Genomic DNA, 13,788 nt, shown 5'->3' with positions numbered 1-13,788 from the left:
TTGAGTAAAGTTAAAGAAAATATCACATAATTTAAAACTAATTTTTTAGCCTTCATAATCACTTTTTAGTTATTTTTGAGCATGGCTTACTTTGATTTTCACCATCATGATTCAAAAAATTTTTCTGGGATTTATAATTTGGTGCTCTATGAAACACCGCCAATTGGTTTTTTTTCTGCCGGTATTCATCCCAATTTGAGTGCGAAAACAACTGAAAATCAGTTTCATTGGTTGCAAGAAATCGCAAATAATAAATATTGTGTGGCTATTGGCGAATGCGGTTTAGACGGACTTATTAATATAGATGATGGGTTACAAGAAGAAGTTTTTGAAAAGCAGATTCATTTGGCAAACGAGTTGAAGAAACCTCTAATAGTTCATTGTGTTAGAAGATTTTCACAAGTCATTCATTTTCAAAAAAAAGCAAAAGTCCCTATGGTTGTACACGGCTTTAACAAAAGAAAAACGATTGGTAACGAATTGCAAAAGCACGATTTTTATCTAAGTTTTGGAAAATCTGTTTTGCAAAATGTAAATTTGCAGGAATTTGTAAAAGATTTCCCGACCGAAAAACTTTTTCTGGAAACCGATGACACACCATTTGATCTTCACACGCTCTATCAAAAAGTAGCTGATTTAAAGAAGATTAAAGTGGAAAAACTCACTTTGCAAATTGAAGAAAATCTGAAAGTTTTTAATATTCCCCTTTTAAAATGAAAAACAACTGGCTCGAAAGAACTGAATTACTGATTAAAGACCAAGCTCTAGAAAAGTTGCATAAAGCAAACCTACTGGTGGTTGGTTTGGGCGGCGTAGGTTCGTTTGCAGCAGAGTTTTTAGCCCGAGCTGGTATCGGAAAAATGACGATTGTTGATGGCGACACAGTGGATCTTACCAATATCAACCGCCAACTTCCCGCCTTAACATCCACCGTTGGTAAAGCGAAAGTTGAGGTCGTAGGAGCGCGTCTTCTGGATATTAATCCCGAATTAAAACTTACGCAATTGAATCAGTTTTTAAATCCCGAGGATATGGAAACCGTATTTGATGATCAAACCTACGATTATGTTTTAGATTGTATCGATAGTGTATCCCCAAAAGTGACTTTAATTATGAATGCCCGCCGCCGAAAAGTGAAAATTGTAAGTTGTATGGGAGCCGGCGGGAAAATGGACCCTTCAAAAGTACTGGTTCGTGATATTCATAAAACCCAAAGTTGCCATCTCGCAAAACAGGTTCGAAAGCGGTTAAAAAAAGAAAATATTGATAAAGGAATCCGATGTGTTTTTTCTACAGAAATTCAGAATGAAGAAAGTTTAAAAATGACCGACGGCACCAATTTTAAAAGATCTTTTTACGGAACGATCAGTTATATTCCAGCGATATTCGGACTTTATGCTGCAGCCGAAGTCATTAATTATTTAATAAAAAAAGATGACTGATTTTAAACTTCCGAAGAAGGAAAAGCTAAAACACAAAAAAGAAATCGGCGTGCTTTTTGAAAAAGGCAAATGGATTACCTGTGATAATTTAAGAATTATTACCCTTAATTTGGATCAAAAACCGCAGGAAGATTTTATAATCAACAATCAAAAAGTCGGTGTCTCTGTTTCTAAAAAAATTTTTAAAAAAGCACACGACCGCAATAGAATAAAAAGGTTACTGCGGGAAAGTTACCGATTAAACAAATCGCTTTTTGCAGAAAAATTTGGCAGAAACTCGCTATCCATGGTTTTTTGGATTTCTAAAGAAATGCCTGTTCATTTTAAAAATGTAGAAGAAAATTTCTTAAAACTTTGTGAATCAAGAAAGTAATGTTTGAATTCAACGCAATATTTTTATAAATTTGGTAAAAGAAACAAATTAAAAACACCACACCAATGTTTGATAATATTCCATATTTACCTTATATTCTCAGTGCTTTCATGGGAATTGGGTTAGCTGCAGCAACGGGCTTCAGGGTTTTTTTGCCGATGTTTGCCGTGAGTCTAGCTTCCTACATGGGCTGGATTCCGATGAACGAAAGTTTTCAGTGGCTTGCCGGCTTACCCGTTTTAATAACGACAGGAATCGCGACCGTAGTTGAGATTTTAGCCTATTACATCCCCGTTATCGATCATCTTTTAGACACCATGTCGGTGCCAATGGCGACCCTAGCAGGTTCGGTCATGTTCGCGAGTCAGTTCGCAGATATAGGAACATTTCCGCAATGGACTTTAGCCTTAATTGCCGGTGGTGGTACAGCGGCCGCAATCAGTTCTGGTTTTGCCGGAACGCGCGCTGCCTCGACGGCTACAACTGGAGGTTTAGGAAATTCAGTCGTTGCAACTACAGAAACGGCTGGTGCCGGATTAATGTCGATTTTGGCCATGGCCGCCCCAATTATCGCCTTTATTGTAACCATTATTTTGATCGTAATCGTCTTGGTTTTAGGTAGGAAATTATGGCGAAAATTTAGAAACTTTAAGTCGGATCAAAATGCGAAAACAATCAACATAGAAGCGGTCGACCGAAAAAATTTAGAATAAAATGAGCCCACTCCATTGAGCGGGCTGCCTGTCTATTTATTCTGACGTAATTCCTTTATTAAATTGATTTTAGCCTCGAAATAAGATTTCTTTTCGGGATGTTTTTCGGACAAAACTCCGTAGGCTCTAATTGCTTTTGCATACAGTTTTTGCTGGATGTAAAGGTTGGCTAAAGTCTCAGTCATTAAGTGGGAAATATCATCATTTCTTTCTTTAATAACGAAATCAGATTCTTCTTTTAATTTCGAAATTTTCGGTTCTTTTTCAATAAAGTTTTCGATGACTTTATTTTTAATTTCCGTAATCGAAATTTCAATTTTCTCTTTTACTTCTTCTTTATTCCGATCTATTTTCAACCAACTTTGCCACGTGTTGATGAACGTGGGAACATTGCTTTCCTCTAGGGTTTCTGCAGGAATTTGTCCTGTTTGATCCGGTGTAATTTCTTCGACTTTATTTGGTTTTTCGAGGGCTGAAACACTTTGCGTAAAAAATGACACATTGAAAACTGGTCGGTTGGTCAATTCGGCATCTTGCCCAGTTTCGGGTTTTTCTTCCGTTTTACCTATGGTCTCCTTGAATTGAACTGCTTCTTTTAGGGGTGATGTTTCTTTTGTTTTTTCACCTATTAGAGCATCGGGAATATGGGTTGCGAAAGACATTGGCTTCCAAACTGGTTTATCTTCTGGCGCAGATTCTGTTTTGATTTCGACCGTTATTTCCGGAATCAAAATGGGTAGCTTTATTGTATTTTGTTCAATTAAAGGATCTTGTTTTTCAATGATTTTTGTTGCTGCCGTTTTTTCGAGCTCAACCGTTTTCTCATTACTATTTTCGGTTTTGGTAAGATCGAAGGTTTGTGTTTCAGAAAAATTAACCTCTGCGATTTTTGAAAAGTCTTCTTTTGCTTCAGGCAATGTTTTGTCTTTTTTCGACGCTTTCATTTTTGCTTCCACTTCAGCAATAAGACGTTTCATTTCTTCTTCATGTTTATTCAAAGGTGGTTTTGCAACTTCATTTACAAGTTCTTCCGGTGAGCTTGAAGTGAATTTTACATCAGGTAGAAATTCAGCCGTAGCATGAAAACTTAACTTACTGGAATCTTCAACAATAGACTTTTCAGCTACAATTTCTTCGTTTTTAATGAAATTTTCTTTGCCAGAATTTTCAGCCTTCTTGGCTTCGGCTATTGCTGTTTCGTTGCGTTGATGAGTAGCTTCTTCTGTTTTCAGAATCACAAGTTGCCCCGATTCTAAGGTGGATTCTAAATCAATGGTCTCGGTTTCTCTTTCAAGGAAATCTTCTTCGCCTTTAAACAAAATACGATTTAATGCGCCATTTACGTAAACTGCCGCAGGAGTTTCAGTGGTCTTTGCTTTGATCGCTGTAAACTTATTTAGAGGTTCTGTATTGTTTTCTTTTGCACCACTTACTTGAGTAACACTTTCTAAAAAAGGTTTTGCGTCTTCCACTGCATTAATCAACTGATAAATAATTTTTTTATCTGTGGTGTATGCGGCGGTTACAGAAAGTTCATTGGCATAATTTTCTGGCTGTAACCGATGTGTACCCAAAAGGTGCAACGCTCGCAAACTTTGAATATACGGGTGTTTGTTAATTTCACTGGTCAGCAATTCCAAATCATTGATTTGAAATAAGTCTGGGTTTTTTACTAATTCTAAAATTCTTCCGTTCATTACCAATTGGCTACAATATCATTAAAAATTTTATTGATGATTCTCTCGTTCACCACTTTTACTTGCGAAGTCTCGATGGTATTGATATCTAAATCGCTGCTGAACACCGCTTCGTCAGAATACACACGGTCAAAGCTTTTGCTTTCTTCATTGGGAACACGATTTTCATAGTGTACTTTTACGGTTATCGTCAATTTATTTTGTGCAGCCTGAATATTTCCGCCTGGTGCATTTACCGAGGTCGAAATGGTGGTGGGTGTAATTGCGTAATCGGTTATTTCACCTTCAATTAAAATATCTGGATTTTCTTTTGTCCCTTTTAAAGTGGTCCGCTGCAAGAACCTGTTTTGTATGGCAGTTGAAAATTCCTGGGATAAACTGGCGTTCATCAAGGGTGCGTTATTCGGAAAGTCGCGGATCTCGATTGTTTTCGTTTCTGGACTTAAAGAAGATCCGGTGAAACTGTAACAATTTGCTAAAAGAGCCAAAGAGAAAGAGCCAAGAAAAAAGAGCGAGATAAAACTAAATTTCCTGGTCTGCAAAGTGGATTTTGCGCGCTGAAATGTCTTCATTAATCTTCTAAATTATATTGTTTAATTTTTCTGTACAGCGTTCTTTGGGAAATTCCCAATTCATCTGCTGCTTTATTTCTTCTGCCTTTGTGTTTTTCCAACGCTTTCACAATCAGCTCTCTTTCATTGTTTTGAAGCGATAAAGAATCTGTTTTCGTTTCTTCAATTTCAATATCTTCTACATCATCATAATCTTCATCTGCTTTTGAAATGATCGGATTTTGATACTGATTCTGTTTTTCAAAATAAAGCATAGAGCTCGGATTTTGACTCTGAGTCTCAGGGGTAAAAACGCGGTTGATCAGATTTTTTTCCTGATGACTAAAATCGCTGTCCTCTCGGTTTTTTATCAATTCCGAAGTTAAGGATTTTAAATCATTAAGGTCATTTCTCATGTCAAAAAGAATTTTGTACATAATCTCTCTTTCCGAATTAAATTCGTTTGAAGAGATCCCGCTTCCTTTTTGAATCACTGCGGGGAGTTGGGTTTGCATCGGAATATATTCGGCTAACTTCACAGAGTTAACGGTTCGTTCTTGTTCGACAACCGTTACTTGCTCCACCAAATTTCTGAGCTGACGAACATTTCCGGGGAAAGGATAATTTTCTAAATAATTTATGGCATCGTCGGTAAGAACCAATTCTGGCATCCTGTATTTTTCTGCAAAATCAATCGCAAATTTTCTGAAGAGCAAGTGAATATCGCCTTTTCTATCACGCAGTGCGGGCATATCAATCTGTACGGTATTTAACCGGTAATATAAATCTTCACGAAATCTGCCATTATTAATGGCATTGAGCATATTTACGTTGGTTGCCGCAACAATTCTTACATTGGTTTTTTGAACTTGAGAGGAGCCGACTTTCATAAACTCGCCACTTTCTAAGACCCGAAGCAAACGAACCTGTGTTTGTACGGGTAATTCGCCCACTTCATCCAGAAAAATAGTTCCACCATCTGCCACTTCAAAATAGCCTTTTCGCGTGGAAGTTGCACCGGTAAAGGCTCCTTTTTCATGACCAAATAATTCTGAATCGATGGTCCCTTCTGGAATTGCACCACAATTTACCACAATGTACGGTTGGTGTTTTCTACGAGATTCTCCATGAATAATTTTCGGGATATATTCTTTCCCAACACCAGATTCTCCCATTACCAAAACCGAAATATCAGTTGGCGCCACTTGAATTGCTTTTTGCAAAGCCCTATTGAGAACTGGATAATTCCCGATAATTCCGAAACGCGTTTTTATGGATTGTAAGTCTGTCATATTTTTTCTTTGAATAATTTACAATGTAAAATTTACAATGTGTTATTTAATTATTTTATAAGATTTTTATAAAATCTTCTTTAAAACAAGTGAGAACGATGGTTTGATTTACAGCCACCACAACTTTCTTCCGCGCGTTTTCCAGCAGTTCGGAAATGTTATTGATAATTAGTGTGTTCTGTAAATCTTTCATTTTTTAGCAACTCTTGTTTTATGCGATCATTGCAGCCCGACTTGAACGGAGCTCTTTTTTTATTGGTAGCTGAACTTGTCTTGGCAATTGAGCCTGTCGTAACTAAGCTGGCAATAAAAAAAGCGGGAGTGGAAGGCGGAAATGTCTACCAAAAAAGATTGCTTCGTTCCTCGCAATGACATCTTCACATTTCTCGCAATGACCTTAAACCGTTTCCCCCAAAAGCGTTCCCTGCGTATTGCCGTGGACAAAAACAGTCACAATGTCGCCTAGTTTCTGACCCTCTAATTTATCGAAAACGCAGACTGCATTTTGGGAATTTCTACCTTTCCATTGGTTTTGATTTTTTCGGGAGGTTCCTTCAATTAATATTTCATGTGTTCTGCCGACATAACCTTGCATTCTTTTGCGGGAAAGTTCCCCTTGTAAAGCGATTACTTCTGAGAGTCTTCTTTGTTTGACCTCTGCGGGTACATCATCCTCCATTTTCTTTTCTGCTGGTGTTCCTGGGCGTTCAGAATAAGAGAACATGTAACCATAATCATATTCTACTTCGCGCATCAGCGACAATGTCATTTGATGATCTTCTTCGGTTTCGCCACAGAATCCGATGATCATATCTTGAGAAAAGGAGACTTCTGGAATCAGTTCTTTTGCATTCTTTATTAAAGCCAAATATTCTGCACGGGTATGTTGACGGTTCATTTTTGCCAAAATTCTATCGCTTCCACTTTGAACCGGAAGGTGAACATATTTGCAGATGTTATTGTACTTCGCCATGATTTTGAAAACATCGGTGCTCATGTCGTGCGGGTTAGAGGTTGAGAATCTAATTCTCATATTGGGAACTGCAATCGCCACCATTTCCATTAACTGGGCAAAATTTACGGCGGTTAATTGCTGAATTTCAGTGGCTTTTTTAAAGTCTTTTTTCGCGCCGCCACCGAACCACAGGTAAGAGTCTACATTTTGACCCAAGAGGGTAATTTCTTTGTAACCGTTTTCCCATAATTCTTTACATTCTTCAATAATTGAGTGTGGATCACGGCTTCGCTCCCGACCACGGGTAAATGGAACCACGCAAAAAGTACACATATTATCACAACCACGGGTAATGGTGACGAAAGCGGTAACGCCGTTTCCACCCAAGCGAATAGGACTGATGTCTGCGTAGGTTTCATCTTTGGATAAAATAACATTGATGGCATCGCGGCCGCCTTCTGTTTCTTTTAATAAATTGGGTAAATCTCTGTAAGCATCGGGGCCAACCACTAAATCAACCAAGTGTTCTTCTTCTAAAAACTTGGTTTTTAAACGTTCTGCCATACAACCTAAAACGCCGACGGTTAAATTGGGTTTTTCTTTCTTCAAATTTTTGAATTGCGAAAGTCGCATTCTGACCGTTTGTTCTGCTTTGTCACGAATAGAACAGGTATTTAATAAAATTAAATCTGCCTCTTCGGGAACCAAAGTTGTATTGTAGCCTTGTTCATTTAAAATTGAAGCTACAATTTCCGAATCAGAGAAATTCATTTGACAGCCATAGCTTTCTAGAAATAATTTTTTACTATTCTGTGGTTTTTCTGCGATGGCAAAAGCTTCGCCCTGTTTGGTTTCGTCTATATATTTTTCTTGCACGTTTTTGTAGATATTAAAAATTAGATGTTCGGTAATACACCATCCTCTAAAAAATTATGGAGCAAATATACAAATTTCTATGACAGAATGGCAGATTAATGAAAAGTAAAATGAATCGGAACTGTGAGGGTCGTCTTGATTGGAATGCCATGAAAACTTGCGGGTTGCCATTGGTATTTCATGTATTGGATTCCTTTGATGATGCTTTCATCAAAACGATCATAGCCTGTTTTTTCTAAGAGTCGTACATTTTGCATTTTACCTTTGTCATTGACTTCAAATGCAATTCTAAGGGTAAATTCGCCATCGGTATGATCCAGTTTTGGAATTCGGATAGCTCCCGTAAACTTGTTTCGGAACTTCTGCAGACCGCCAGGGAATTCAGGTTGTTTTATATAATGAGAGGCTGCATACGCCGCTGGAAAATTTTCAAATAAATCATCTAAGTAGATCAGATAGTCTGCAACAGCGGGCATTTTTTTGTCTTGGTAGATCGCAGGGTTCCAGCCCGTCATTTCGGGTAAAACTTTTTTGATGATTTCATAGGTGCACTTATTATTTGCCAGTTTTTCGGCATTTTGTTCTTTTACCAATTTTACAGACGCGTCTTCATAAACAACCAATTTAAGTTCATACAGCTCCTGCTTATTCTCGCAAGGTTTTATGTTTTGCTTTTTTAATAGTTGATAAAAATCTTGGTAAAAGGCAACTTCGCCACCGGTATACGGAAGTTGATCCGTAGGATATCGCTCCAAAATTTGGGTATGATTGCGTGTAGAGAACAGTAAGAAAAGCAAATAAAATAGTCTCATATTGTTTCTGTTTTACCAATTAATCATGATCATAAACCTCGGTGTTAAAATTTATTTTATAGTAGTAAATAGACTTTACAGGTTTGTTTTCTTTTTGGGCGGCTTGCCAGTTTTTATGTGTTTTTCTTAGAACATAATTCAAATCATCCAGCAGGAGTTGATCATTTTTGAATTTTGGTTTCATGTCTATAATTTTTGCAAAGCCTTTCTCATCTACATAAATTGCAAAAGTAATGATGCCATTAATGACATAATTTTCAGCTACGGTATACGTGAGGGCACGCTTGAAATCTTTATGCAGTTTTTCTTTTCCAAGTTTGTAAAAAGCATCTTTATCCCATTCTTTCGGGACTGGGTTTGGAATTTGTTGCGCAGAAAAAAGTAAACCAACCAACATTAAGAGGAAAGAGATGGCGTTTTTCATGATTCTTTTTAGTTTAATTTGCAAAAGCAATGGGGAGTCTGAATTTGTATCGAACGGGAATTCCATGAATAGTTCCAGGTTTCCATTTATTTTTAATTTTAGATAGGGAGGTGATGATCATGTCATCGAAAACTTTTAAACCAGAAGATTGTGCCAGCTCGATATTGCTCATGCTGCCATCTCTTTCGATATAAAAGGTGGCTTCCATTCTAAAAGTTCCGGTAAAATTATAACCACTAATATCAATTCCTTGAAAAACTTTTTTTCTAAATTTTTGTATTCCACCTTCATACATCGCCATTTCTAAATCGTTAATCGGATCGTAGCCTTCTTTTATTTCACCAAAAAGTTCACTAGGAATGATAAGAAAGGTTGTTGCTGCAGCTACTTTTTCACCATTTACTTCTGCCGGATTCCAGCCTTTTAGATATTTTACCACTTGTTTTGAAAGTTCAAAAGTACATTTGTAAGTCTCTACAGTAGGGTCTTCTGACTTTACATATTTTATACTTTTATCAGGATAAACCACCAGTCGAAAGTGTAAGTTTTCAGCTTTATCTGCACAAGGTTCCAGATTTTTATCTTTTAAAACCTGCTGAAAATCTTTATAGAATTGAACATTCCCACCAATGTAATCTGTTTGATTATCAGGATATTTTTCATGGATTGTTTGGGAAAACATGCTTGAACTGCATAGTAAAAAGAGTAAATATTTTTGCATCTCTATTTTTGTTAAAAATAAGAAAACTCTGCGATTACTCACAGAGTTTTTGAAATATAAATATTTTCTATTTAAACGTCAATGCTTTCTGTAACAAAATTGAGTCGAATGCGTATTTTAGAATCCACCGGCACATTATTACATTTTGAGGGGGTCCAGTTTTTTTTGATTTTCCGGACAGCGAATTTTAAATCCCTCAAGAATCCATCGCTGTTTTCAACTTTTGGAATTATGTTGAGGCTGGTGACTCTTCCTTCTTTATCAATTTCCATCTGAAGAAAGAACGTTCCATTCACTACATAAATCTCTTTATCTACATACGCTGAAATATACCGGAACAATTCTCTGTTAAAGGCAGCATCACCACCTTCAAACTGCGCTCTTATAAATGGGGAATCTTCCGCGCAAGAGGATACTTTGTAATAGTCATAAGGTTTTTTAATATCAACTCTAAAAAAATTTTTACTGCTTTCAGAGAAAAAATAACCTTCTTGCAAATCTTCAATCTCCTGAGCCTGGAAGAAAACAGATGTAAAAATCATTAGAAATACTAATCGTTTCATAACGGTATATTTAATAAGTAAATTTACGAAAAACCTTTTGATAACAGCGATTTAAAAGATGACATTTATAGTACTTCAATCTGATTTTTCAGCAAATCATCGAATTCTTCTCTTCTTCTGATTAAATGTGCTTTGCCATCCAGAAAAAGAACTTCGGCAGGTTTCAACCGTGAGTTAAAGTTAGAACTCATTTCAAATCCGTAGGCGCCGGCATTTCTGAAAACCAAAACATCACCTTCACGAACTTCATTTAATTTGCGATCCCAGGCAAAAGTATCAGTTTCACAGATATTTCCAACAACCGTATAAATTCTTTCTGCACCTTTTGGATTCGAAAGATTATCAATTATATGATGGGAATCGTAAAACATCGGACGAATTAAGTGATTGAAGCCCGAATTAATTCCCACGAAAACAGTAGCGGTTGTTTGCTTAATAACGTTTGATTTGACCAAAAAATGACCGCTGCTACTCACCAGGTATTTGCCAGGTTCAAACCACAATTCGAATTTTCTGCCGCTTTCTTTATGATAATCAGTCAACGCTTTTTCTACTTTTTTACCCAAAGTTTTTACATCGGTTTCCAAATCACCCTCTTGATAAGGCACTTTGAATCCACTTCCCATATCGATATATTTTAAATCTGGGAAATGTTCCGCCAGTTCAAACATGATTTCAAGCCCTTGAAGGAAAACGTCTGCATCTTTAATTTCGCTGCCTGTGTGCATGTGAAGCCCTTCTATTAAAAGGTTGGTCGACTTCATTACCCTTTCGATATGGCGGAGCTGATGAATAGAAATTCCGAATTTGGAATCGATATGGCCGGTGGAGATTTTATGATTTCCACCTGCGTAAATATGCGGATTGATTCGCACGAAAATAGGATAAGTGTTCCCGAATTTATTCCCAAATTGTTCCAAAATCGAGATGTTATCAATGTTGATATGAACTTTCAGCTGCATGGCTTCTTCAATTTCTAACAAATCAACACAGTTGGGTGTGAACAGAATGTGCTTGTGGGTAAACCCTGCTTTTAAGCCTAGCTTCACCTCATTGATGGAGACACAATCTAAACCAGCGCCTAAATTTTTAATATATTTTAAAATATTAATGTTGGTAAGTGCTTTTGCAGCGTAGAAAAATCGGGTACTTTTGTGGAAAGAAGAAGTTAGTTTTTCGTAATGATTTTTGATACTTTCTGCGTCATAAACATAAGTTGGTGTTCCGAACTCCTCGGCAATTTTCATTAAATTTTTGTCGGTCATATGATTTTGGTTTTATTTCATTAAAAAAAGCAGACCCCAAAAGAGCCTGCTTCATAATATTATTAACATATTCGCCCTTAATCCACGGAGTTTTCTTTAGAGAAAAACTTTTTCCCCTTAGAAGCTACCTTTTTTATAGATTTCAGAACGTTCATTGATTTACTTTGCTAAATTTTTTTCAAAAATAAAATTTTTTATTCAATTTTCTGCTATTTATTTTAAAGGAGTTGCTATTCTTTCAAAATCTCCGCGCAAAAGTCCTAGTTTTAAATCGTTTTCTAAATCTGAAGTAGGGGAATTAAGGTCAATTTTTAAGTTTGATAATTTTTTCAAAGATTCAATTTGAGTGTATAATTCATAAAATCCGTAAGCTGCCAATACTCCTTTTTCTAAAATTAAAAATGATTTCTCACCTAAAACCCTACCAGTTGAGAGCCATAACTCATCTTCTTTAGCAATCGTTAGGAGTTGTTTTAGATTTTTTATCTCTTTTAAATTTGGTTGGCTGTTGATGAAACTCACTGCTTTTATTCCTTGCGTAAAAGCTTTAAATTTCACAAAAGGAAGGTCAACTTGCTGATTTTGAATTTTATCTACGAAATATTTATTGTTTTTATGATACAGTCCAAATGGTAAAGATTCTTTCTTTTTCAAACCTTTACTTTTCATCATCAATTTTGCCAAAAGATCATTGCCTGTTAATTCATATTGAATTTGCTCCACGTCTTCTTGAATATTTTTCCAGCGTTTTGATTTAGCGTGAAAAACCCCTTTTGAAAATTTATTTAAATCATCAACAAAATCAGAGAAAATAATTTTCCCCTCTTGATCCTGAAAATAAAGAATGCCCTTCTCTGCGGGTAAATCCTGGGTTAGGTCGCGAATTTTATTTAAGTACGATTTCCCATTCACCTCATCGTGGTGTTGCTGAATGATTTCGGAATCCTTGTCTTTTATCATTAATAATTTAAACAAATCTAAGGTCGCTTTCGCATCGCCTGATGCTCGATGTTGATCAACCAACGGGATTCCTAGCGATTTTACCAATTTGCCTAAATTATAACTTTCAGCGGTTGGTATTAATTTTTTAGCTAAAGGAATCGTGTCTATCGTGTTGATTTTGAATTCATAACCTAATTTTTTAAATTCTTGCCTGAGCATCCTGTAATCAAACTCAATATTATGCCCCACCAAAGTCGTATTTTCAGTTATTTCAACAACTCTTTTCGCAATTTCATGAAATTTCGGTGCAGTTCTCACCATTTTTGGTGAAATTTTGGTGAGTTTTTGTACAAATGGGGTAATCTCACTTTCAGGGTTGACCAAAGAGATAAATTGATCCATGATTCTATGACCGTCATATTTATACACGGCGATTTCGATGATGCTTTCTTTGCGGAAAGGCGCACCGTTACTTTCTATATCGATTACTGAATACATTTTATTCTAATTTTTCACGTAAACCAAGAAATGGTCTTTAATCTTCAAATATAAAAAAATCAACTTAAGTAAATTTTGAATTTTCCCGCAGATTAGCGCAGAAGTATAAAAGAAAATTGCCGGAAATCAGCGGGGAATTATTGAATTTTCCCGCAGATTAGCGCAGATCTAAAACACCGCAGATAGCGCAGAAGTATTAAAGAAAAACGGCGGAAATCAGCGGAAACAATCAGCGGAAATCAGCGGGGGAAATATCTGCTAATTATAAATTATTGACTTTTCTAAAAATACTTTTTGAAATATCATCAGAATTAAAATTTACCAATAAACCCAATTTTAAACCAGAAAGATTCAGGTAAGTGATTACTTGTTTGTGATGTAGATCTAACAAATTTTCCACAGATTTCAGTTCAATAATTACTTTGCTCTCGACCAAAATATCCAATCGGTAGCCGATTTCCATTTTTATTTATTCATAAATCATGGGTAAGGCAATTTGGTTATTTACCTCCAAATTTTCTTTTTTTAGTTCATAAACCAATGCTGCTTCGTATGCGCTTTCTAAAAGTCCAGGTCCAAGTTTGTTGTAAACCTTAAAAATGCAACCACGAATTTTATAGGACACTTCGTTTTCTTTCATTATTTTTTGTTTACATCAATGTTA

Annotated in this window: 15 protein-coding genes and 1 pseudogene; 4 read left to right on the top strand and 12 right to left on the bottom strand. The window is 36.2% G+C overall.

From position 1 onward, the window contains the following. Positions 1-81 precede the first annotated feature (81 nt). The 4 genes from QWY78_RS03695 to QWY78_RS03680 all read left to right on the top strand — a co-directional run bounded on the left by QWY78_RS03695 (position 82) and on the right by QWY78_RS03680 (position 2,528). Complete coding sequence (locus QWY78_RS03695; RefSeq protein ID WP_290216712.1) at positions 82-717, top strand: TatD family hydrolase; 636 nt, start codon at positions 82-84, stop codon at positions 715-717. Continuing rightward, positions 714-1,442, top strand: a complete 729-nt coding sequence (locus QWY78_RS03690; protein ID WP_290216710.1) for a tRNA threonylcarbamoyladenosine dehydratase — start codon at positions 714-716, stop codon at positions 1,440-1,442. The genes QWY78_RS03695 and QWY78_RS03690 overlap by 4 nt, the downstream gene beginning before the upstream one ends. Further along, positions 1,435-1,815, top strand: a complete 381-nt coding sequence (gene rnpA, locus QWY78_RS03685; protein ID WP_290216708.1) for a ribonuclease P protein component — start codon at positions 1,435-1,437, stop codon at positions 1,813-1,815. Before QWY78_RS03690 ends, rnpA begins: the two co-directional genes overlap by 8 nt. Positions 1,816-1,880: 65 nt before the next feature. Continuing rightward, positions 1,881-2,528 carry a DUF4126 domain-containing protein gene (locus QWY78_RS03680; RefSeq protein WP_290216705.1) on the top strand — a complete coding sequence of 216 codons (648 nt, stop codon included), beginning with the start codon at positions 1,881-1,883 and terminating at the stop codon, positions 2,526-2,528. Between the two features lie 32 nt (positions 2,529-2,560). Here the strand turns inward: QWY78_RS03680 and QWY78_RS03675 are convergent, their stop codons facing one another. From QWY78_RS03675 to QWY78_RS03620, 12 genes and pseudogenes are all read right to left on the bottom strand, one after another. Further along, the gene (locus QWY78_RS03675; protein WP_290216704.1) at positions 2,561-4,225 is read right to left on the bottom strand and encodes a DUF8458 domain-containing protein; all 1,665 of its coding nucleotides are present in this window, start codon (positions 4,223-4,225) and stop codon (positions 2,561-2,563) included. Next, complete coding sequence (locus QWY78_RS03670) at positions 4,225-4,797, bottom strand: LptE family protein (RefSeq protein ID WP_290216702.1); 573 nt, start codon at positions 4,795-4,797, stop codon at positions 4,225-4,227. The genes QWY78_RS03675 and QWY78_RS03670 overlap by 1 nt, the downstream gene beginning before the upstream one ends. Then, entirely contained in the window at positions 4,797-6,068 is a 1,272-nt protein-coding gene (locus QWY78_RS03665) for a sigma-54 interaction domain-containing protein (RefSeq protein ID WP_290216700.1), read from the bottom strand. The genes QWY78_RS03670 and QWY78_RS03665 overlap by 1 nt, the downstream gene beginning before the upstream one ends. A gap of 55 nt (positions 6,069-6,123) precedes the next feature. Further along, a complete protein-coding gene (locus QWY78_RS03660; protein WP_290216698.1) occupies positions 6,124-6,261 on the bottom strand; it encodes a hypothetical protein in 138 nt (45 codons plus the stop codon). Positions 6,262-6,465: 204 nt separating this feature from the next. After that, positions 6,466-7,899, bottom strand: coding sequence for a tRNA (N6-isopentenyl adenosine(37)-C2)-methylthiotransferase MiaB (miaB, locus tag QWY78_RS03655; protein WP_290216696.1), 1,434 nt, complete (start codon positions 7,897-7,899; stop codon positions 6,466-6,468). A gap of 95 nt (positions 7,900-7,994) precedes the next feature. Beyond that, a complete protein-coding gene (locus QWY78_RS03650) occupies positions 7,995-8,711 on the bottom strand; it encodes an energy transducer TonB (protein ID WP_290216694.1) in 717 nt (238 codons plus the stop codon). A gap of 19 nt (positions 8,712-8,730) precedes the next feature. Then, entirely contained in the window at positions 8,731-9,135 is a 405-nt protein-coding gene (locus QWY78_RS03645; RefSeq protein WP_290216693.1) for a hypothetical protein, read from the bottom strand. 13 nt (positions 9,136-9,148) lie between these two features. Then, the gene (locus tag QWY78_RS03640; protein ID WP_290216691.1) at positions 9,149-9,856 is read right to left on the bottom strand and encodes an energy transducer TonB; all 708 of its coding nucleotides are present in this window, start codon (positions 9,854-9,856) and stop codon (positions 9,149-9,151) included. 71 nt (positions 9,857-9,927) lie between these two features. Then, a complete protein-coding gene (locus QWY78_RS03635; RefSeq protein ID WP_290216689.1) occupies positions 9,928-10,419 on the bottom strand; it encodes an energy transducer TonB in 492 nt (163 codons plus the stop codon). A gap of 65 nt (positions 10,420-10,484) precedes the next feature. Next, entirely contained in the window at positions 10,485-11,684 is a 1,200-nt protein-coding gene (lysA, locus tag QWY78_RS03630; protein WP_290216687.1) for a diaminopimelate decarboxylase, read from the bottom strand. A 213-nt stretch (positions 11,685-11,897) separates the two neighbouring features. Beyond that, positions 11,898-13,124: a 3'-5' exonuclease gene (locus QWY78_RS03625; RefSeq protein ID WP_290216685.1), complete on the bottom strand. Its 1,227-nt coding sequence runs from the start codon at positions 13,122-13,124 to the stop codon at positions 11,898-11,900. A 262-nt stretch (positions 13,125-13,386) separates the two neighbouring features. After that, positions 13,387-13,764 (bottom strand): annotated as a pseudogene (locus tag QWY78_RS03620) (GxxExxY protein). Positions 13,765-13,788 lie beyond the last annotated feature (24 nt).

This window comes from Kaistella yonginensis (assembly GCF_030409525.1).
In the GTDB taxonomy this organism is placed as follows: Bacteria; Bacteroidota; Bacteroidia; order Flavobacteriales; family Weeksellaceae; genus Kaistella; species Kaistella yonginensis.
This window is presented reverse-complemented; position numbering and strand designations above follow the sequence as displayed.

Bases quoted from the DNA above. Each gene is read 5' to 3' on its own strand.
- QWY78_RS03680 (WP_290216705.1), top strand. From the start codon at position 1,881: ATGTTTGATAATATTCCATATTTACCTTATATTCTCAGTGCTTTCATG.
- QWY78_RS03635 (WP_290216689.1), bottom strand. From the start codon at position 10,419: ATGAAACGATTAGTATTTCTAATGATTTTTACATCTGTTTTCTTCCAG.
- QWY78_RS03665 (WP_290216700.1), bottom strand. From the start codon at position 6,068: ATGACAGACTTACAATCCATAAAAACGCGTTTCGGAATTATCGGGAAT.
- QWY78_RS03675 (WP_290216704.1), bottom strand. From the start codon at position 4,225: ATGAACGGAAGAATTTTAGAATTAGTAAAAAACCCAGACTTATTTCAA.
- QWY78_RS03640 (WP_290216691.1), bottom strand. From the start codon at position 9,856: ATGCAAAAATATTTACTCTTTTTACTATGCAGTTCAAGCATGTTTTCC.
- QWY78_RS03645 (WP_290216693.1), bottom strand. From the start codon at position 9,135: ATGAAAAACGCCATCTCTTTCCTCTTAATGTTGGTTGGTTTACTTTTT.
- QWY78_RS03625 (WP_290216685.1), bottom strand. From the start codon at position 13,124: ATGTATTCAGTAATCGATATAGAAAGTAACGGTGCGCCTTTCCGCAAA.
- QWY78_RS03660 (WP_290216698.1), bottom strand. From the start codon at position 6,261: ATGAAAGATTTACAGAACACACTAATTATCAATAACATTTCCGAACTG.
- QWY78_RS03670 (WP_290216702.1), bottom strand. From the start codon at position 4,797: ATGAAGACATTTCAGCGCGCAAAATCCACTTTGCAGACCAGGAAATTT.
- QWY78_RS03695 (WP_290216712.1), top strand. From the start codon at position 82: ATGGCTTACTTTGATTTTCACCATCATGATTCAAAAAATTTTTCTGGG.
- QWY78_RS03650 (WP_290216694.1), bottom strand. From the start codon at position 8,711: ATGAGACTATTTTATTTGCTTTTCTTACTGTTCTCTACACGCAATCAT.
- rnpA (WP_290216708.1), top strand. From the start codon at position 1,435: ATGACTGATTTTAAACTTCCGAAGAAGGAAAAGCTAAAACACAAAAAA.
- QWY78_RS03690 (WP_290216710.1), top strand. From the start codon at position 714: ATGAAAAACAACTGGCTCGAAAGAACTGAATTACTGATTAAAGACCAA.
- lysA (WP_290216687.1), bottom strand. From the start codon at position 11,684: ATGACCGACAAAAATTTAATGAAAATTGCCGAGGAGTTCGGAACACCA.